Source organism: Pontibacter pudoricolor (assembly GCF_010092985.1).
GTDB lineage: Bacteria > Bacteroidota > Bacteroidia > Cytophagales > Hymenobacteraceae > Pontibacter > Pontibacter pudoricolor.
Map to the genome: position 1 here is coordinate 3,171,287 of NZ_CP048106.1, position 21,089 is coordinate 3,192,375.

Here is a 21,089-nt window from a genome sequence, read left to right on the forward strand (position 1 = left end):
GTTATTGAGCGTTACACGGCCGGCTAGGCTTTTAGCAACAGTTAACCCATTAAAAACTGCTCCCCCGGTTATAGTTGAGTTTGCGTTTCCGTTAAATCTTATAGTCCCCCACCTGGGTTAAATGTGCCATTATTAATCCAGTTACCTGCTATAGTATGTGTATTGCCATCGCCATTAAAAGTTGAACCACTTCCTATTGACAGATTGCCATCTATAGTTAATGCAGCTGCTGAATTGGCTATAACAGTGGTATTCCCCGAGACCGTTACATCTCCACGTACTGCCATGGGCCCGGGCAATAATTTTGTATTGGTTCCACTGAGTTTTAGGTGCCAATAATCCGGAGAGGTAAGGGGTGTTACGGTTTGTGCTGTACCATTATATTCTACTGTACTATTTACCTCAAAGGTTCTGATTGGATAATTGCCCGGAAAAGATTTATTCCCGCCGATCCGAAGCGTAGCTCCCGAAGCTATACTAAGTTTTCCATCCGCAGGGGTTCTGTTTAAAGTATAGTCCCCCAGATTTAATATGCCGGCTAACACCTGTACCTGCACATCTGTAGTGGTACTCATCATAGTTGTGTTAGCTTCCAATGATTTTTCACCGCTCCCGCTGACCTTTAATATCTGGTATGATATATCACTTTCTATAGTTTGATCACCGGTTGATGCATAGTTAATGACACTGGTCGCGTACATTAAAGCAGGTGTAAGGTTATAGTTACTATAATAATTTGCTGCTTTAACATAAATAGTTGCGTTAGGATCTATCACAAATGGATTAAGTGTGGCGCCGCTTGCCAGGGTGACTAAATAAGTTTGGGGATCAAGGCTGCCTGTAACCCGTAGTTGCGGGTCTGCAAACACCTGGTTTTTGGTAAGTCTGGCAGTAGCAAGTTTTGAATTTAGTGTTATACTACCGCTTATAGTCAGATTACTAAAAGTACTTGTACTACTACCACCTATAGTTTTGCCTGTTCCTGAAAATGTCATGTAAGGGTTTACATTACTCCTGGCCGTTTCGGATTGCCCCCTTACATATATTTCTTCTGCATAAGTGCCATTGTTTGTCCAGTTGCCCTTAATATCTATTTTCGTTCCATCATTCGTGAAAGTGGCACCAGAATTTATAGTTACATCACCATGAATGGTCATGCCTTTATCGTTACTTACCCATAAGCTTCCTCCACTTTGTATAGTTAAAGAAAGGCATTCGCCCATGGCGTTTAAGTTAACCACAGGCGCTTTCACCTGGCCTCCTATAGCTGGGATAATAACATTAGTACCTGAATTAGGAATAATTTGCGGCGACCAGTTAGAAGTCAGATCCCAGCGTGAATTTCCCCCTACCCATGTAACTGTCTGAGCTGCTGCATTGAGCTGCATACCAAACCATATGAGCATTAAAACAGATAATCGGATTAACAGAAGTTTGTTAGCAATAGACGTTAAATACATAGTATAGCTTTTAAAGTACTATGATGCATAGCTCTTCGCTCCCACATCATATTATGCTGAGAATAGTATGCGTATGCGTATGCGGCATGCTAAGATTTGTACTAAAAGCTCTGAGGATATCCTTATTACAGGACACGCCTTCTGCTTTAGCAAAATTCTGAATTGCTTGGGACCCTCACCATATTCATTAAATTATATATGGAAATGGTAAAATTTAAAACGCTATGATCTATTGAGTATTAATGGATGAATATATATAAATTTACTTATCGTGTCAATACCTTATTGGATTTATTTACTAAATATTTATCCCTTTAGTATTTTCTATCAAAAAGAGCCTTTAAATCAATATTGCCTGTTGATAGCGTTCAATTATTAATGTAGTTCTGTTGGGCAGGATAAGGCAGTAGTTACCGGATGAGATGAGATTTTGTCGGATTTTAGTATTCGTTTTTTATTGGCACCAGCCACCTAAACTATAGGGCTTGCTCCTGCCTTAAAATAAAAACAGGCTCCCTTGCGAGGAGCCTGTTTTTATTATGCTTAGTTGTTAACCTTACTCTTTCATCAGTTTTATAGTTTGCTGCCTCCCGTTCAATTCTATTACCAGCATGTATAAGCCTGGTTCATATGCAGTATTTGCTAATGCTAGTGGGCTATCATTAACTCCGGCCTCAACATGCAATGCCTCTGTTTTAAGTAAACGACCAGTAGCAGTGTACAGCTTTATAGTTGCAACCCCGCGCTCTGGGGAGCTTATGTTTACACGTAACTTATCCTTAAATGGATTTGGATACGCTTCAGAAGGACTAGCAGCCACTATGTCTCCAAAGTTTACAGTCTTAGGACCATATATTTTAGACGTGCCATCGAAATCGACCTGCTTCAGGCGATAATACTGCACTCCGTTTTTACTGCTACGCGCATCCGTAAAACTATAGTCCTGCTTCATAGCCGATGATCCTACTCTGCTTTCTACAAACCCGAGCCTCTCGTAATTTTTCCCATCTACAGATACCTGCACTTCAAATCCCTGGTTGTTTTGCTCGGTCGCCGTTGTCCATTTCAACTCAGCATTGTTTCCTCTTTTGGTAGCTGTGAAAGACAGCAACTCTACCGGGAGAGGCTTAATTGTACTTCCTAAGGTCATTCGTGTCAGGCTATTTATACCTGTAGAAGTTAAGGTGTTAGTGTATGTATCAGGAGCAACTCCTGAATGTTTTACCCATTGATCTGCAACGCCATTTACACCTTGCACTAGGTTGTGTAAGCGGAGTTCTGCTTCTTCAGCTTGCAGGCCGTTCAATTCGCTATCAAAGTATTTAAAAACAACTTTTGCATTCAGGTCAGTGCTGTTTACCTGCTGCGTACTTGCCTTCGAGTAGGTGCTGTTGCCTGCAGTAGTAGAGCCTGTAAAGGTAAAGTTTCGGTTTATGCTTTGATTACCTGTACCACCTGTTATTGCTGCTCCTGCGCCTGTTTGCCGTTCTACTGTTATCTCACCTGGCGCAACAGATGCGGTAATCTCTAATCCCATTCCGCCGAATGCTTCGGTGGCTGTAGTCAGTGTGCGGGTTGTTTGTACCTTACCTGTTACAGAGTTGCCTTCGCTTTCTATTATTTGGGCAGTAGGAGCTAAAATGAACTTGCTATCGCCACCTGTATTTATCGTACCTAGTGTAAGTCTAAGTTCTTTCGCTATATCAACATCTGCTTTACTTTCTAAGGTCTTAGAACCACCTTTTGATACCCAAATGCTGCTGTATCTAAGTTTAGGTATAACCTGCTCGCCTGTACCATTAAAGTCTATCGTAGTTTCTGTTGATGTTAAGTCTGCAGCTGTACCATCTACTACTGTAAATGTATTTGCCACGCCTGTTATGCCAGAGAAAGTTTTCAGGCTTCCATTACTTAGCGTTAGGTCGTAGTAGTTGCCTGATAGAACAGGTTGTGCTATTGTCCCATTGTAATTAACGTGTACACCTGTATCGTCAGCATCAACTATAACTCCTTCGGCTTTAGTCGCAATTCCTGAAATACTTAAAACCTTGTTCCCTTCTGCCTCGAATTTAGCAGCAAATGTCTTAGTTCCTCCAGTACTCAACGTCAAGTTTTTATAGGCAAGTGGCGCAACTATCTGATTGCCTGCACCATTAAACTCTACTGTTTCAGGAGCTATTACTGATTGAGTTGACTCTCCCTTTACAATTAAGTTACCAGCAATTTTAGCAGTTCCGGTGTCGAAGGTAGCTGTAGCGGTATTATTTAGTGCCAGGTTACCGTACTGCACACTTCTTACCTGCTGGCTTGCTCCATAATATTCTACTGTACTTGTCGGCGCAAGACTGAACACATCTGCAGCAGGCAATGTGCTGTTACCACCAACTTTTATAGTGGCGCCCGGCAATGCAGCAACTGTTGTAATTATTGGCTCTTCAACTACAAGATCCGGATATTCTGTTACAGTTTTGTCCTTTAAGTCTAATGTGCCTCTCTGCACTATCATACTTAAAAGCTTAGCTATGTTTGTACCTAATGAGACGGAAGTAGTTTGGGCGTCTTTCGCAACTATTAATTTAGATAGCTCCAAAGTAGAGACAGGATCTGTAGAGATTGCAGAAGGATATGCACCTATAAAGGTTAATGTGTTTTCACCAACACTAAAGTCTACTCCTTTATGGATTAAGCTGCCATACAAGTACACGTTCTTACCAACTGTCAATTTAGAGCCCGCATCTACTGTTAAGTTACCTAACATAGTCGTTCCGTTACCTGAGATTTTAGAGTCAGCACCAGCAAAAGTAAAATCAGCACCAATACCAAATGGAGCCAATGGATCAACACTAGGGTTCATACTTATTATACTGCCGTTGTTAACTATTTCGCCTTTTATTAAAAAGTATGTTCCCAAGGTTGCCCCTGGAACATAAGGTATAGCATTAAGCACACCACCACTTTCAACAACTAGGTTTCCGTCTATGGTCCAGTCTTTTATACCAAGTACATAGTCTTTACTTAAAGTTGTGGTTGTAACCCCCTTTGTATTAGCAATAACTAAATTATTAAGCTGAGGCGATTTAGTACCAACTAATAGTATCCGACCTGAACCTCCGAACTTTAATGTACCAGTACTTTCAAAAGTGCCAAACTCGAACGGATGTGCTTCTGGGGCAGGAGCAAAAGGGTAAGGGGGCGAAAAATCTATCAGACCTGAACTCTTGAAAGTACCCTTGTTTATAAAGGCTGAATATAGTTTATGCGTATAGGGACCGCCATTGAAAGTTGAGTTTGGCATAACAGTAAAAATACCTGCAACTGCCCACCCCACGCTTGTAGCAATTTCTTCTCCTTTAGTGTTATCCAGGCTTATAGTCACGTTCGCAAACTCAGGTGAGCGTGTTGAGTTAAATACCGGTGCCACCGTACCTGTAAACTCAACCGTAGGGGCCTCCCCGTTGTGCGGGATAATCGGTGCCAGTAATTGTATGGTTTGCTTACGAACCCCTAAAAACTTTGCTGTTCCATTACTGAATAACATACCTGAGTTTCTAAAGTCCCCGGCAATGTCAACCTTTGCATTAGCAGCCACAAAGTATCCGTTTTTAGGTATTGATGTTTTTAAAAAGCCTCTCTCTTTTGGATTAGGGTTATCCGGAAATTCATACACATTACCATCACCCGTAATATCTAAATTTCCATTGATTGTGAAGAATGGAGCCATTAATGCATACATAGACCCCACACTGATAACCATGTTATTAACAGTCAGCTTGCTACCGGTAATATACTTAGTGCTGCCAGCTGTATTTGCTAAGATCAACGTACCGGTAGGCGGAGTTGGAGCGGTATATGTTCCCGGAGAAAATGTACCCTTAATGACAAAGCTACCGGAAAGTGTAAGTGTTTGATTGCTCACATCCAGCTTGGCGCTTTCATCAATCGTAAGCTTACCTTTTACTATAGTTGCTCCCTGTAAGGTCTTCGGCAGAGCATCGCCTCCCCCTGTAAAATCTAATTTACCATACGTTAAGGATTTCACCTGTTGCGCTATTGTCCCTGAATAACTCACAGTACTCGCCGTATCAAGCAAGTTCGTATTAAAATTGGCCGGAAAGTTATCCGCTCCCTTTAAATCTAAGGAAGCACCTGCTGCAAGCGAAAATGTACCACCTACGGTACTCCTAGTCAGAGCTCTGTCTCCCAGACTTAGCTTGCCCTGCTGCACCGTAACGTCACCATTCACGACAATGGCACCATTTACATTCGTGTTATTTGAAACAATAAGATTATTAAACTCTGATGTTGAAACAGACTGCGTATTTACTCCCGCAAGAGTAACCGTACCCGTTCCTGGCACAAACGTACCAGCTATTTTATTCCAGTTTCCTTTTAAATCAATATCGATGTTTGCGCTATTAAGTATACCATTTGTAGTAGTTGTTACACCTTCGGTTACTATGCTATTCCCGATGGTCACATTTCCGTTAACAGTAATTTTTCTTATGGTACTGTTAGATGACTGCATTAAAAGGTTCCCGTTCTTAATAAACAGGTTTCCCACTATAGTCTTGTTCTCGCCCAGTGCATATTGAGCAACACCTCCGGTTTTGTCTATTGTTAAGTTATGATAATCCAAATCCGCTACTATCTGCGTATTGCTGCCCTCGTATGTTACTGTACCTATAGTCGCGAAAGTCCCTAATGTCTTAATGAAATCACCTTTAAGACGCATATTACCACTACCTAAATTTAAGCTTGCCGAGTTCTGGTATAGTGCCCCTGCAACGATTATCTCGCCTGCATTTTTATTTATATTGATTTTGTGCAGGTCATTATCGAGCTGAAGGTTACTTCTTACTTCTAATAATTGATCTCCTGTATTTATAGTATGTGTCTGGGCACTTGTACCTATAGCAGCAATGTTACCTTTTACAATCAGCGCAGGAGTACCAATAAAACCATTTGACAAAGTAGAGCTAATAGTCAGTATAATATTATGATCCGGTTTGAACTGAAGACCCTTAACAAATACTTCTGAACCGATAGTTGGCTCATAGGTATGAGCTTCTGTTCCGAGTTCTACGATATCAGAAGAAGTTGGCCCAGAAGAAGGGTCTTCCTTCGTAACTCCATCAACCTGCAATTTGTACCAGTTTCCTTTGTCTTCCCATTTCGTATTTACTTTACCAATCCAAACAAATCTGTTAGGCTTATCTGATAGGGCCCAGTACTTATTTAAATTCGTGTAACCTTCTGTGTTTGCAGTAGTCACACCGTTATCCTCCACCCAGTTAGCCTGGTAATCATTAAGTTTCTTGTCGGCTGGAGACCAGTTCACACCCACCGGATAAGAATCTGAATAGGACAATTTGAGCCCATCTTCATCACTTTTCTCAGTGTTACCATTAAGTTCAGAATCTTCATATTGTAACCTTAGTTTAGCTTTGGTGTATGCACCATTGGTTTGTACACGATATAAGCGGTTTACCGGGGTTGCACCTGAGAAAGTAACAACTGTAGGTATAGTTGTTACAGATACCTGTGTGACAGGTGTCGAAATGGTGCCAAAGTTTATAGATACATAAGGGCCGTTAAATAAGTGCTCAGTGGTTGCTGCGAAGCCACCTGGTTTTACCTTTGTAATTGTACCCTCAACCCAGCCATTACCATATCGCTCTCCGGAAACTATAACTTCGTTAGCCCCTGTCTTCATAAAACCTGTCGTTAAATACAGGTCTTTTGTATTTATATTATTAGCAAGCGTTATAAAGTTTGAGGTACCAACTTTATTTATTCTGATAATGTTAAAGGTTGTAGCACCTGTTAACGAAGTATTGGCGCTGCCTGTAAAGTTGAAAGCCCCATTACCTGCTGATAGAGTTCCACTATTTTTCCAGTTCCCATACAAATTATGCGTGTAATCATCGCCTGCTGCGAATGTGACATTAGTATTTACCGATATGTCGCCCAGTATAGTAAGCGCCCCTGCAGCTGTTTTACTTACTGCACCAGCGTTGCTTGATAACTGTAGATTATAATAGGTAGTATTAGTGACACTCTGAGCGCCTCCATTATAAATTACAGTGTTTGGAACATTACTGCCTGCATTAAATTTTAAAGCAATGTCCGTGAGACTACCTGCAACCCCCATTGTAGCATTTGTCGCCATTGTTAGCGCTGAGCCCGAGATAATAACATTATATAGATTATGGACGCCACCAAAAGAGGAGGAACCATTAAATGTTATAATTCCTGCCGACGCTTCCAGTCCGCTGCCACTTAAGTCAGACATAATTGAGAAGCTTGAGCCGGTTGTGATCTTTGTAGCGGGGGCTGCAGGTGCTATATTAACTCCAAAGAACTGCGTTTTACCAGTTCCACTATGGGTGATATTCTTTATTTCGCCAGCATTATTTATAGTGTTGGTAAAGGTGATTGTACCGCCTGTTGCAGTAAAGGCTCCGGTACCCATAGTTTCGAAGTTACCATTAACTATAAAAGATGCGCTTGTGTTAGTTGTTCCGCTTATAGTTAAGTTATACAATACTATGCTTGTTCCACTAATTGATTTTGAAAGACCAGCCATGGTCAGTCCCCAGCACTTTGTGTAAGTGTACCTGCCCCGGTAGTTTCTAAGTTACCTCTTATTGTCAGGCTTTGTGCCGAAGGCACTTTTATAGTTGTACCCAAACCTGCGACCTGCAGATTGTAAAACTCATTTCGGAGGGTTGGGCTTAATGCTGTTGTTAACGTTCTTTCTATCTTTTTACCTGTACCGGTTAATATCACTGTGCTTGTTCCACCAAAAAAGTCTGCGTTATTGATCCAGTCGCCACCTACGGTATGTGTAAATGCTCCAGCATTAAATGATGCCGTACCACTCAGGTCTACTTTTCCTGTAATCGCAAGTGATCCTTTTGCCTCAAAAGTTAGCGGACTACCTGTACCCGAAGCTTCTAAATACCCTGCTATAACCAATGCACTCGTGGCAGGCATATCCTTCAGTCCATTTCCTGTAAGGGATAGATTACCATAGCCTTTTGTAACGTTAGCAACAGTTTGCCCTGCCCCATAATAGTTTACAGTACTGTTTGGGCCTAAATCGACAGTTGCAAAGTTGGCTGGAAAGTTTGATCCGCTCAGTTTTAGTGTAGCAAGGTTTGCTACGTTCATTGTCCCGCCAAATCCGGTTCTGCCAAAAGTATAGTTTAATATGTCGAGGGTCCCCGCATCTACAAACAGATCAGATAATATAGTAGTTGCTGCTGTCAGTGATTTAATGCCACTACCGCTGATACGCAGCACACCATACGATCTACCGGCAGGTGAAAGGATATTTTGATTTCCAGTACCTGAATAGTTAATTACTCCAAGCGCATCCAGCGTAGTTGGGAACATGACCGCAGCAGAGCTGCTTGAAGTATAGTTGTCTATGAAATTTGTTCCTGTAACATGGATTGTGCCCCTTGAGCAACCTCAAATACCAGACCTGATGCTGTTGCGCTACCTTCGAACTTAACAGCATGATTTGCGGGATTAAGCGTACCGGTAACATATAATTGCGCAGGTATGGTAAGCGAAACGTTATTATTTTTGGTATTTACCGCTTGTACAGTTGTTAAATTTAGTACACTACCAAGTGTAATAGAGCCTGAAATTTTAAGGTTACTAAAGCCTCTGTTTACATCAGTTACTGTTAGCCCTGATATAATACCTGTACCATAAAACTCTGTAACAGGCCATACTTTGCTTGCATTTCCTTTCCCGCTGTTTTCCGCATAAGCAACCTCCGAATATCTACCCCCTGCAGCTACTGTAAAGCTTCCTCCATAAAATGTCTGAGCACCTATGTTTCTTAAATAACCATTTGCTCCGATCTTTACATCCCCTGTAACACGCATGCTTCTTGGGGCCATATAAAATTCTACAGCTTTTCCTTCGCCTATGGTTAATGATTTAACTGTGTAATCGGCCCAGTCATTTATTACAGGTCCGTCTTTGTTGTTGGCCATATCGGTATCACCAATCACTACATCATCATTAATACCAGGTACTCTTTTAAGATCCCAGTTATCTCCGGTGTTCCAGTCTGTTGCTGTACTTCCATTGCCGCCACGCCATTTTATGACATCTGCGAAGCTGTTCAGACTTACAAATACCAGCACAACAAACATAGCAGCCGGAAAACGCCTAGTAGGCAGCAAACCATTAATGAATGTAAAAACTCTCATAAGGGTGAAATAAAATAAACTAATATGTTTGGTAACTTATAGTATGGCAACCGCTCACAAATTTGTAGAGCGTAAGCGGCCAGGCCTTGGCGTGAAGATTAGGGGCGGAATAGAATTTTTCATAGTTTTTACTTCCAAAAGCCTGTAATTTCCCCCGCTTCCTGCACTTAATCGTTTGCATCAAAATGGGGCAAATTTTAACATTATGAGCACTTTTTTAAGTATTAAATACATTATAACAATACCCATCGTCTTATATTTATAGAAGTTATAGAAGGATTAACACTTAAACAAGAGCACGCTCATAGCCTAAAAGTCGATCTCGACTATATACAAAGCGTACCCTGCCTTGTAATAGCCAAGACCATATTCGCATGGTTAAGTGCAATAAAAAACTTTATTAAATACTGTAATCAGTGATAGAAATTACTCGGAAAGGGCAATTCCGAATATTAGACAACTCATATATTGAACTATTCTTATCTTCATTTAAGAATAGCATGGGATTGGATTAATATTTTACCCGAAAACTTACAATTGCCTGCGCTTACTGGATTAGGAGGGTGGGCTTGGTTCTGAATGTAGATTTGTATGAGCCCGATTACTTTAAGACAAGCTTATAGAAGTCGTGAGCAATAGCCCGGCCGCCATAGCTCTCTTTATTTAAGATAAGGTTTTGATTCAGGTATGTACCCTGTTGCTCCGTAGAAACCCCGAAGCTGAAGTAATCTTTAGAGGTATAAACCTGAGAGATAAGATAATTGGTAAGTGCATCGAGGGCACCGGCAATACGACCTTCAGGAGTTGAAGCAATGTACTGGCAATGCGCTACTAGGGCAGTCTCATATATTAGAATAGCTGCCAGCATTTTATCAGCCTGGGTTGCTGCGTATAATTTGATGTTGTCAGGAAAACGGGACGCAAGCAGCCTTATATCGGAGACTGTATGAGCAGGGCTGGTGTTATATTTCTGCTGCAGTAATTCATTTTGTATGGTTATAAATTCCTCAAAGTTCTGACTCAGGCCAAACTGTATACGCTGCTGTGAGGCTTGGTTTAATTTACGTTTGCGGAGTGTATTGTAAGGCAGGCGGTCCCGGAGTGAAATAACCGTATTCAGATCCCGGCGGTAAAGCAGAGCGTCATTTCTGAAAATGGCATACAAATCCTCTTCGGCTGGGTGTCGGTGGTAAATGTGCGGTACAGTTTTATAGTTTATAGTTTCAAAGCCTTGCTGTTTATAGTATAGCATCATCGCATCAAAAACATCCAGCATCAGTTGTGCTTTCATACCTGCACCGCTAACTATACCACCATAACTCAGCCCGCCATGCGACTGCACTTCTGTACCAGCTACATTTGCCGGCAGAAGTGCCACCAGTTTCCCTTTCCTATAAAACAAAAGCGAATGATCTTCGAACCTGTCAGCGTGATATTCCATATAGTCGCGCTGCAACAAAAAAGTGCCGTTTTTAGAAGTTGCCACAAAAGCATCCCAGGCATCTTTATAGTTGGCGCTATACTTTACAACTTCCACTGACCAGTGATTAAGGGGATTTTACTGATTTATTATGATTTCTATCTGAACTATAGCTTAATGGGCATCGTGACTTCAACTCTCTAACTCCTAAACTCTTTTACTCACAAGCTCCTTAACTATAGCCTACCTGTTCAGCACAATCCGAAACGTAGTGCCTTTACCCACCTCAGACGACTTAACATAGAGCCTGCCGCGGTGGTAGTTATCGATAATGCGTTTGGCGAGTGCCAGGCCTAAACCCCAGCCCCGTTTTTTAGTTGTATAACCAGGCAGAAAGACCGAGTCTACTTTACTTTTAGGGATGCCCTTGCCGGTGTCTGTAATATCAATAGCAATGTTGCTTTTGCCGAGTAACAGTAGCTTTAGGGTTAAACTCCCTCTTCCTTCCATGGCATCCACAGCATTCTTGCAGATGTTCTCAATTACCCAATCAAAAAGCGGCACATTGATCTTTGCGGTAATATCTGGCGAAAATGTAGAAACAACCTCCATCTCCACTTTCCGCGAAATCCTGTTCTGCAGATAGTTAATCGCGTTCTGTGTTACCTGGTAAATATTTTCGTCGCGGAGCAGCGGCACTGAGCCAATGTTCGAGAAGCGCTCGGTAATAACTTCCAGCCTTCTTATATCTTTCCATAGTTCGGCAACTATAGGTTCGTTCTCAAACTTTGGGCTAACCTTCATGTACTCATACCATGCCATCAGCGACGATAACGGCGTGCCCAGTTGGTGTGCAGTTTCTTTTGCAAGTCCAACCCAAACCCTGTTCTGCTCTGCCTTACGCGAATAACTAAATGCAAAGTAAGCCATCAGCGCAAAGCAGGCAATCACCATCAGCTGCACATACGGGTAGTAACGCAGCTGAGAAAGCAGGTCTGAGTCTTTATAAAAAACATAATTAACCGAGCCTTCTGCCCAGGGCACAACTATAGGTGCATGCTGGGCTTTCATTTTTTTGATCTGCCGCTGGAGCAGCTCATTTACCTTTGCAGGATCATCTGCAATGTTTTCCGGTATATCAATGTTTTTAGAGTCGAGGATGTTCTCTTTTTCGTCAGTAAGTATAACGGGCACGGTTGTGTTGGCCGAAAGGATTTCTTCTTCTATAAAGACAATGTTGTCGTCGGAAGGAGCACTGATCATGTAGCGCAGCCCTTTGGCGTATAGTTGCACCAGCTCCTGCTCCCGCTCAGATAACTTACTTACCAGAATATTGGTATATGTTATAGTTGCTGCCCCTATTATGAGCGCTATTATTACAACTATAAACTTTATTCTGTTTTTCTGAGAATAGATGGGTATCATGCAGGAAACACGAAAATTATATGAATTTATTATAAATTAAATAATAAGGGCAAGTAAGTTTTATTTTTGGTAAATCAAACTGTAAATTTGCGTTTTAGTATTTCTACAGCCACTATGCTACAGAATTTTAAAGCAATCAGCCTGTCTTATAAGAAAGCGCCGCTGGATATCAGGGAACTGATTGCCTTAGATGAAAACTCATGCAGACAATTCCTTCAGACGCTCAAGGACTTTATCCAGGCGACTGATATACTGGTCCTTTCTACCTGCAACCGCACCGAAGTTTATTATAACTCCGATACCGACTTTAGCCAGGAGATTGTAAAGCTACTTGGCATTACAAAAGGTATCAACAACATATCCAGCTATTTCGATTATTTCACCATCCTGAACGAGCACAACGATGCGGTACAGCATTTGTTTGATGTTTCGATGGGTTTGGAGTCGCAGGTAGTTGGCGATATGCAGATATCTAACCAGGCAAAACAGGCGTACCAGTGGTCTGCAGATAACGATACGGCCGGCCCGTTCCTGCATCGCCTGATGCACACCATCTTCTTCACCAACAAGCGCGTAGTACAGGAAACTTCCTTCCGTGATGGCGCTGCATCTACTTCGTATGCCGCTGTAGAGTTAATAGAAGAACTGACTGCTGATATATCTGACCCGAAGATTTTAGTTGTTGGCTTAGGCGAAATTGGCGCCGATGTGTGCCGCAACCTGAAAGACAGCAGTTTTACCGACGTTAAAATTACCAACCGCACCCTTACCAAGGCACAGCACCTGGCCGAAGAGTGTAACATGCAGGTACTTCCATTTGAAGATATAGTGCAGGGATTGAAGGAAGCTGATGTGATCATCTCTTCGGTTGCCCGCGAAACCCCATTCTTCACAAAAGAAATGATCAAGCGCCTGGACACGCTAACGTTCAAGTTCTTTATCGACCTGTCGGTGCCGCGCAGTGTGGAGTCTGATGTGGAAACTATACCGGGTGTGTTGCTCTATAACATAGATACCATCCAGAACAAAGCATCTGAAGCACTGCAGCAGCGTATCAATTCAATACCTAAAGTTAAAGCGATCATTGCGGAGTCTATCGAGCAGTTCAACGACTGGTCGAAAGAGATGGTAGTGTCGCCAACTATAAATAAACTGAAGAATGCACTCGAAAGTATTCGCCAGGAAGAAATAGCGCGTTACGTTAAAAAGCTGAACCCTGATGAAGTAAAGCACATAGATAACATTACAAAATCTATGATGCAGAAGATAATTAAGTTGCCGGTATTGCAGTTAAAAGCTGCCTGTAAGCGTGGCGAGGCCGAAACACTTATCGATCTACTGAACGACCTTTTCAACCTCGAAAATCAATCTGAAGAGATTCAATTATAAGACTATATAAATAAGTGAATAGCTTATTTTTTTTAGTGAATGAAAAAGACCAAAGGCTCCCGTTAGCTTACTAAAAGCAAAAACGGAAGCCTTTGGTCTTTTCAGATCAAACTGACTTAACAGAATGTAGAGGTATTAGATATCAATACAGCACTCTTCCAGACAATCAATTACATCAATAAGCTTAGGGATCGAAAGCGAGTAATAGATCTTTGTGCCAACTTTAAACGAGGAGAGCACACCTTTATCCTTTAACGTGATCAGGTGCTGACTAGCTATTGCCTGGGGCAGGTTCAGATACTTATATATCTCAGTTACAGTCATTTTCTCCTCCTTACCCAGCAGGTCGACTATAGCCAGTCTTTTAGGGTGAGCCAATACTTTTAGCATGGCAGCCGCCTTATCTATCTTCTTTGATTCAATTCGAGATAACAAACTTTTCATAATTTAAAATTATACCTAACAGTTTCTACATTATTTTACATCCTATTCATAATAAGATATATACGAGGCTTACGTTATTTGGCTGAAGTCTTTACCAGCATTTTTTTAACTTCGCCACATGGATACCTATCACGTGATCGGCTTAATGTCAGGCACCTCTCTGGATGGCCTGGACATTGCATATTGTAGACTTACGTATAAAAATAAAAATTGGATATATAATATACTTAATGCTGAAACATCAGCGTACAGCCCCTATCTCATTGACTCTCTCCGTGGTGCCGAGACGGCAGGCGCACAGGAACTGGTTGCGCTTGACCATAGTTTCGGGAAATATATGGGCGAACAGGTACAGCAATTTATAGCTCGCCATAACCTGCGTCCTGATTTTGTAGCATCGCACGGCCACACCGTCTTTCACCAGCCGAACAAACACATTTCGTTACAGATAGGCCATGGCGCTTACCTGGCTGCGCACGCCAAACTGCCTGTAGTCTGCGATTTCCGGACGCTGGATATTGCCTTGGGCGGACAAGGGGCTCCGTTGGTTCCTATCGGCGATGAGCTGCTTTTCCCGGACTACGATTATTGCCTGAACCTGGGCGGTATCTCCAACATCTCTTTTAACCGCAGCGGGCAGCGCATTGCGTATGATATATCGGCCTGCAATATGTTGCTGAACACACTAGCCAACGAGGCCGGCCTGAACTATGATAAAGATGGCAAGCTGGGCCGGTCCGGAAAACTGGATGCACAACTTCTGGAAAAACTTAACGCTCCTTCTTACTTTAGTCAGCCCTACCCAAAATCCCTGGGTAAAGAATGGGCACTGCAAAACAGCCTGCAAACTATAGCTAACAGCCCGGCAACTATAGCTGACAAACTGCATACTACCTGCCACCACATTGCCCAGCAAATAGCCAACGCTTTACAGCCTGCCAACTATAAACAGCGACTATTAGCTACAGGCGGTGGTGCTTTTAACTTATACTTAATGGAACTGCTGCAACAATATGCCGGCGAAAACTATAGCATAGAAGTGCCTTCTCCTGAGATCGTATCTTTTAAGGAAGCACTGGTGTTCGCTTTTTTAGGAACGCTGCGCTGGCGCAACGAAACCAACAGTTTACAAACCGTAACCGGAGCCAGCCGCAACAGTGTGGGCGGCGCCATTTATAGGGGTAACCTGTACGCTCTATACTTATTTTGTACCTTTGCATCACAACCCGAATAACATACATCAACATGAAAGACCTGCTTGCGAAATTCGAGAATAAAAGACCCGAAATAGTTTTTGAATGGAAAGATGCTGAAACCGAAGCCGAAGGCTGGGTAGTTATAAACTCGCTGCGTGGCGGTGCTGCCGGTGGTGGTACCCGTATGCGCAAAGGCCTGGATAAGCGTGAAGTTGAATCGCTGGCGAAAACCATGGAAGTTAAGTTTACAGTTTCCGGTCCGGCTATAGGTGGTGCAAAATCAGGCATTAACTTCGACCCTGCCGACCCACGCAAACGTGGCGTTTTGGAGCGCTGGTACAAAGCTGTTATTCCGCTGCTAAAAAGTTACTATGGTACCGGCGGCGACCTGAATGTGGATGAGATACACGAAGTAATTCCGATAACAGAAGACTATGGTTTATGGCACCCGCAGGAAGGTGTAGTTAACGGCCACTTTCATGCTACCGAACCTCAGAAAATAAACAAGATAGGCCAGCTGCGCCAGGGTGTGATCAAGGTTATCGAAGACCCGAACTATACGCCTTCTGCAGCCCGCAAGTATACTATAGCCGACATGATAACCGGGTATGGTGTGGCCGAAGCTGTGCGCCATTACTATAACATCTGGGGCGGCCAGTTTGAGGGCAAGCGTGCTATTATACAAGGCTGGGGCAATGTGGGTGCTGCAGCAGCTTATTACCTGGCATCCAAAGGCGCAACTATAGTTGGTATCATCGACAGAGCAGGCGGACTGATAAAACCGGAAGGCTATAGTTTTGAAGAGATAAAGGAACTGTTCTTTAAGCGTGAGGGCAATGCGTTACGTGCCGAGAACATGCTTTCTTTTGAAGAGGTGAATAACCGAATCTGGTCTGCCGGCGCTGAAATATTTATACCGGCAGCCGCATCGCGCCTTGTTACCAAAGACCAGCTACAGCAAATGATCAGCAGCGGACTGGAAGTGATTTCATGCGGAGCCAACGTACCGTTCCAGGATCCCGAAATATTCTTTGGGCCAACCGGCGAGTTTGCCGACCAGAACATAGCCGTTGTACCTGATTTTATTGCCAACTGCGGCATGGCACGCGTGTTTGCTTATTTAATGGAGAGCAAAGTAGAAATTACTGATGAGGCCATCTTCTCTGACATCTCTAAAACGATAGCCCGCGCACTTGAGAAAACACATGCTAAAAGAGCAGCAACAACAGAGATCGCTAAAACATCTTTCGAAATTGCTTTAAGCCAGTTATTATAATATGGATCTAACCTCCTGGAGAGAAATACTACAATACGAGTTCCTGGGTAACAGCGTCACCAATTACCTGTGGTTTGTGGGCATCCTGCTGTTTGGCTTCATCTTTAAAACGATGTTGTCTAAGCTGGTATCTACTGTTTTATATAAACTTGTAAAGCGTTTCTGGCACGAAGACAACCTGCCTGCTTTCAGAAGATTACTGATTCAGCCGCTGGAGGTTGTGCTCTTCCTGGTGTTCCTGTATTTTGCGTTCCAGGTGCTCGACTACCCCATGGATCCAAGTGAGATCCGGAAAGGCGATCCGTTCCTGAAGACGTTCTTTTTCCGGACGTACCAGGTCTTTGTTATAGTTGCGCTTACGTGGGTGGTTTTGCGCCTGGTGGATTTTACAGGCCTTATCTTCCAGCACCGCACGGCACGTACGGCATCTAAAATGGACGACCAGCTGGTGCCGTTCTTTAAAGATTTCTCTAAAGTCATGGTCGTGATATTTTCTATCATGGTGATGCTGGGAACGGTGTTTGGCGTTAACGTGGCTGGTTTGGTTGCTGGCCTGGGAGTGGGTGGTCTGGCTATTGCTTTTGCGGCAAAAGAGAGCTTAGAGAACCTGTTGGCGTCCTTCACTATTTTCCTCGATCACCCGTTTGTTGTCGGCGACCTGGTTGAAGTTGGCGGCATAACCGGAACTATAGAAAAGATCGGCTTCAGGAGTACACGTATCCGTACGCTGGAAAAATCGTTTGTGACAGTGCCTAATAAAAGCATGATCGATAAGCCGTTGAATAACCTTACGCTGCGCACTTTCAGGAGAGTACAGTTCGAGATTCCGCTTACATTCGATACCACAGCGGCACAGATACGAGCTATAGTTACGGAACTACAGCAATACATCAACAATCATCCGCAAGCGAGTCAGGACGGCATCGTACGTTTCCAGACTATAGGTCCGGCTTCCAAAAATATTATGGTACTGTACTTTGTAGAGTCGATGGACTGGACGGAGTATGTAGACATTAAAGAGGAAATGATCTATAAAGTAACCGAGGTAGTGGAACGGCATGGCGCGCAGTATGCTCCAACCCAAAGCGTTTTTATGCAGGCAACTGGGCAAGCTGGTAACCCTGCGGGCAAGGCTGCAGTTGTGAGGAACGGCACCACAGACTTTGAGTAACTATAAATAAAAAAGCCGGAGAAGCTCCGGCTTTTTTTTCACCCTTATATCTTTTGTCTGTCCTACGTCAGACGTTACAGGCTCCGCAGTTCAATAGAACCATATCAGGAACCTATCTTTAAATAAAACCTTATCCCTACAAAACCACATCCCCCTCAGGAATTGTAGTTTTGATCTACTTAACGCACCACCAACCCCTTAGTTACAATTTATTTATAATTTTTTCGTTATACCCGCTTTATCTATATGTAAACGCACCTAAATTATATGCAAACATAAAATAGAATTTTTACAATATAGAAACATCTGATTTAAGCTATTTCTTCAAATGAGGTTATTTTAAAAACAGGCAATTTTGGCAGGCACTCACAAACATCCTGTGTTATGTTTTGGGATAGGAACTATAAACCTTGGGCAGCTGCAAACTATATAACTCGCTAGTAGCATGCCTGTTGAGAAGGCAAACTATAGTTTAATTGAAATCGAAGTACTCTCCTTCTTCCAACTCTACGGTCTTCTCTTTTTTAACAGGTTTTTTACCTTTCAGTATCTGCTTTATTTCCTGGCCTTCCTGCTTCAGGTCGTCTTTGATTTTAGCACGAACGCGGTCATCATCATAAGCCAGCTTAAAGTTGTTCTCTTTGCCTTTCAGCGTCAGGAAAAGCATGCTGTTACCTGCATTTGGGTCTTCGGCAACTACACCAAACATGGCATCTTTATCAGGGCGGCGCTTCTGGAACAGGGGCATCTTAATTTTATAGTCCATGTCCTGGTCAAAAGTATGTGTACCTGATATGGAAACAGAAGGCAGCGGCGACAGGCTGGTGCGGATATCCATCTCCGGAATATAAATGGTGCGCTCCTGGATATAAAAGTTATTGTGTAGCTCCGAGAATCGCATATTGGCCAGTTCTGAGCGCTTCACAAACGCTGACATCTTTTGCATGGGCGCAAAGTCTATGAGCTGCCCGTTGCGCACCGTAGCTTCTATTTCAGCCTGCAACAGGTTGGTCTTGGGGTTAAGCTGGCTGTCGAGGTATATATCGGAAATAATATTTGCCGTGAGGGTGCCTCTCAGATTTCGGTCGAGGATAAAATCCTGGTTAAAATTCTCAAACACATAGAAAAGGCTGTCTACGCTCAGATTGTTGATTTTACTGGCGGTGCTGACTTTTATATGGTTTCGCTGCCGGGCATCTATACTCCCCCGCACAGCAAAGTTACCGCCCAGCGTATTAACAGAAATGTTAGGAGTCGTGATCACCTGGTTTTTGAGCGTTACCTCACCTTTTATATTCTCGCCTTTAAACCTCCGGAACTGCATCTTTTTAACAGTTGCTCCCAGGTTAAACGCAATGTTCGGCGATACTTCCAGGCGATAACCGGAGTCACCTTTACGGGCATTGGCTGGCGTATTCTGTTTCTCGCTCAGCAGCTGGTCAAAATTCAGGTAATTGCTACTGAAGTCGGCATCTACAAACAAACGTTGGTTATCGAGCAGCAGCCAGGCCATTACGTTATTAAACATCCCGTTCAGCACGAAATCAGATTCGCCCAGTTTGCCTTTAAAATCAGACACGGCCACATCGTTGTGCTTAAATATAAAGTTGCCGTTCATGCCGTTTACAGGCAGCGGAAGGTCGCTAAGGTTAAGGCTAACGTTGTGCAGCGTAATATCTCCGGATGTGTTAACAGTGCTGTTTCCTGGCCTTGCTTTAAACTCATTAAAGTTACCCGAGAACGCGATCTTTACATCGGCCAGCCCACTGCCGCTGCGCACCTGCTCCAGTTGCAGTAATCCCAGCACATAAGCCACATCTACCATCCCGCTAAGGTCGAAAGCTATAGTTGGGTTTTTGAAGTTTTTGTAAGATACATTGCCCGAAAATGGCCGGTTGTTTAGCGACCCTTTCAGGTTTTTAAGTGTAAGCGCTGATGTGGATGCGTTCTGGTTACTGCCGTTGGTGAAGCTGCCCTCAAAGCTTAATTTCTCTACACGCTGCTTTACATCCGGATGATAGAAGGTAGCATTGCGGCAACCAAAGCTGAATGCGATCTCAGGGTTGTGCTTAGATGATGCCTCCCCTTTTACAGTTCCGCTGAAATAGACGTCACCATCCGAGCGGTATTGGTTAAACTCTTTGGTTATATGCTGCGGCAGCAACGACAACATCGACTGTATACTCGTATTCTTTCCTTTTAATGTCAGGTTAAGGTTGGTAGCTCCGGCAAAATCTATAGTTCCGGCTACTTCATAAGCAGCATTCTCTACGTTTATTACCGATGGTTGCAGCGCTATTGTTCGCTTCAGCCTGTCTATCTGCAGTGCGGTATTTAACGTTACGCGTTTGCCTTTAAAATATTCGCCGGAGCCTACTTTTATAGTGTTTATAGTTGCATCGCCTTCCGCTTCTATACCTATGGTTTCCGTGGAGATAGCTAAGGCGGCCTGTAGCTGGTGTGCGTCTACTTCGTAAGCCTGGTTAAGCTTAAGATCGGTATAGTGTATGGCAACGCGGTTAAAGTCTATCTGCTCCAGATTAAAAGCGAAGCCACCGTCTTCAGTTGCTGTCGTATCTGTTTTAATAATATCATAGTTCACGCTGCCATCCTGTAGCACTCTCACATAAACAGCACCATCCTCCAGGTATAGTTCTTTCACGTTGTACTTGCCACGCAATACATCCCAGATACTGAAAGTAAAGTATAGTTTGTTTAGCCTTGCCAGCGATATATCACTATCCGGCACACCCTCCACTACATTTACCTTATCCAGCGACACAGCTACCTGCGGAAATTTATCGAACAGCGAAAGCGAGATCTTCTCTACCTCCACCTTTGTTTTAATGTGCTTGTTAGCTTCTGTAACAAAAAGCGTAATGATCTTATCCTGATATACATACACTAAGGTAAAGGCTATACCCATAACAGCAACTACAGAAACAGCTGCATAAAATAGCACTTTTTTAACAAGACCTTTTTGCTTCAAGAGAATTATCAGATTTTAAGCATCTTACAAAAGATAAAGGTACAGTAGTAATCACAGGCGAACAATAGGTACTATAGTTCAGAAAAAA

At 43.0% G+C, this 21,089-nt stretch carries 12 protein-coding genes; 4 read left to right on the top strand and 8 right to left on the bottom strand.

Features of this window, described 5'->3' with window-relative positions:
- Positions 1 to 98: 98 nt before the first annotated feature.
- From GSQ66_RS13755 to GSQ66_RS13780, 6 genes are all read right to left on the bottom strand, one after another.
- On the bottom strand, positions 99 to 1,388 hold the full coding sequence (locus tag GSQ66_RS13755) for a hypothetical protein (RefSeq protein WP_162427992.1): 1,290 nt from the start codon (positions 1,386 to 1,388) through the stop codon (positions 99 to 101).
- Positions 1,389 to 2,016: 628 nt separating this feature from the next.
- Complete coding sequence (locus GSQ66_RS13760; protein WP_162427993.1) at positions 2,017 to 8,046, bottom strand: T9SS type A sorting domain-containing protein; 6,030 nt, start codon at positions 8,044 to 8,046, stop codon at positions 2,017 to 2,019.
- A gap of 2 nt (positions 8,047 to 8,048) precedes the next feature.
- Positions 8,049 to 8,858 carry a hypothetical protein gene (locus tag GSQ66_RS13765; RefSeq protein WP_162427994.1) on the bottom strand — a complete coding sequence of 270 codons (810 nt, stop codon included), beginning with the start codon at positions 8,856 to 8,858 and terminating at the stop codon, positions 8,049 to 8,051.
- A 32-nt stretch (positions 8,859 to 8,890) separates the two neighbouring features.
- Complete coding sequence (locus tag GSQ66_RS13770; RefSeq protein ID WP_162427995.1) at positions 8,891 to 9,691, bottom strand: hypothetical protein; 801 nt, start codon at positions 9,689 to 9,691, stop codon at positions 8,891 to 8,893.
- Positions 9,692 to 10,292: 601 nt separating this feature from the next.
- Positions 10,293 to 11,228: a GNAT family N-acetyltransferase gene (locus tag GSQ66_RS13775; protein ID WP_162427996.1), complete on the bottom strand. Its 936-nt coding sequence runs from the start codon at positions 11,226 to 11,228 to the stop codon at positions 10,293 to 10,295.
- Between the two features lie 126 nt (positions 11,229 to 11,354).
- Entirely contained in the window at positions 11,355 to 12,536 is a 1,182-nt protein-coding gene (locus tag GSQ66_RS13780) for an ATP-binding protein (protein ID WP_162427997.1), read from the bottom strand.
- Positions 12,537 to 12,650: 114 nt separating this feature from the next.
- Here GSQ66_RS13780 and hemA point away from each other — a divergent pair, with 114 nt between their 5' ends.
- Positions 12,651 to 13,925, top strand: a complete 1,275-nt coding sequence (hemA, locus tag GSQ66_RS13785) for a glutamyl-tRNA reductase (protein ID WP_162427998.1) — start codon at positions 12,651 to 12,653, stop codon at positions 13,923 to 13,925.
- Between the two features lie 135 nt (positions 13,926 to 14,060).
- Here hemA and GSQ66_RS13790 read toward each other — a convergent pair whose 3' ends face one another.
- Positions 14,061 to 14,369 carry an ArsR/SmtB family transcription factor gene (locus tag GSQ66_RS13790; protein WP_162347343.1) on the bottom strand — a complete coding sequence of 103 codons (309 nt, stop codon included), beginning with the start codon at positions 14,367 to 14,369 and terminating at the stop codon, positions 14,061 to 14,063.
- Between the two features lie 118 nt (positions 14,370 to 14,487).
- Here GSQ66_RS13790 and GSQ66_RS13795 point away from each other — a divergent pair, with 118 nt between their 5' ends.
- Genes GSQ66_RS13795 through GSQ66_RS13805 form a run of 3 tightly spaced genes read left to right on the top strand, consistent with a single transcriptional unit; the run spans position 14,488 to position 18,012 of the window.
- Positions 14,488 to 15,603: an anhydro-N-acetylmuramic acid kinase gene (locus tag GSQ66_RS13795; protein WP_162427999.1), complete on the top strand. Its 1,116-nt coding sequence runs from the start codon at positions 14,488 to 14,490 to the stop codon at positions 15,601 to 15,603.
- Positions 15,604 to 15,614: 11 nt separating this feature from the next.
- Positions 15,615 to 16,841, top strand: a complete 1,227-nt coding sequence (locus tag GSQ66_RS13800) for a Glu/Leu/Phe/Val dehydrogenase dimerization domain-containing protein (protein ID WP_162428000.1) — start codon at positions 15,615 to 15,617, stop codon at positions 16,839 to 16,841.
- Position 16,842: 1 nt separating this feature from the next.
- Complete coding sequence (locus GSQ66_RS13805) at positions 16,843 to 18,012, top strand: mechanosensitive ion channel family protein (RefSeq protein WP_162428001.1); 1,170 nt, start codon at positions 16,843 to 16,845, stop codon at positions 18,010 to 18,012.
- A gap of 472 nt (positions 18,013 to 18,484) precedes the next feature.
- Here GSQ66_RS13805 and GSQ66_RS13810 read toward each other — a convergent pair whose 3' ends face one another.
- A complete protein-coding gene (locus GSQ66_RS13810; RefSeq protein WP_238395695.1) occupies positions 18,485 to 20,974 on the bottom strand; it encodes an AsmA-like C-terminal region-containing protein in 2,490 nt (829 codons plus the stop codon).
- Between the last annotated feature and the right edge of the window lie 115 nt (positions 20,975 to 21,089).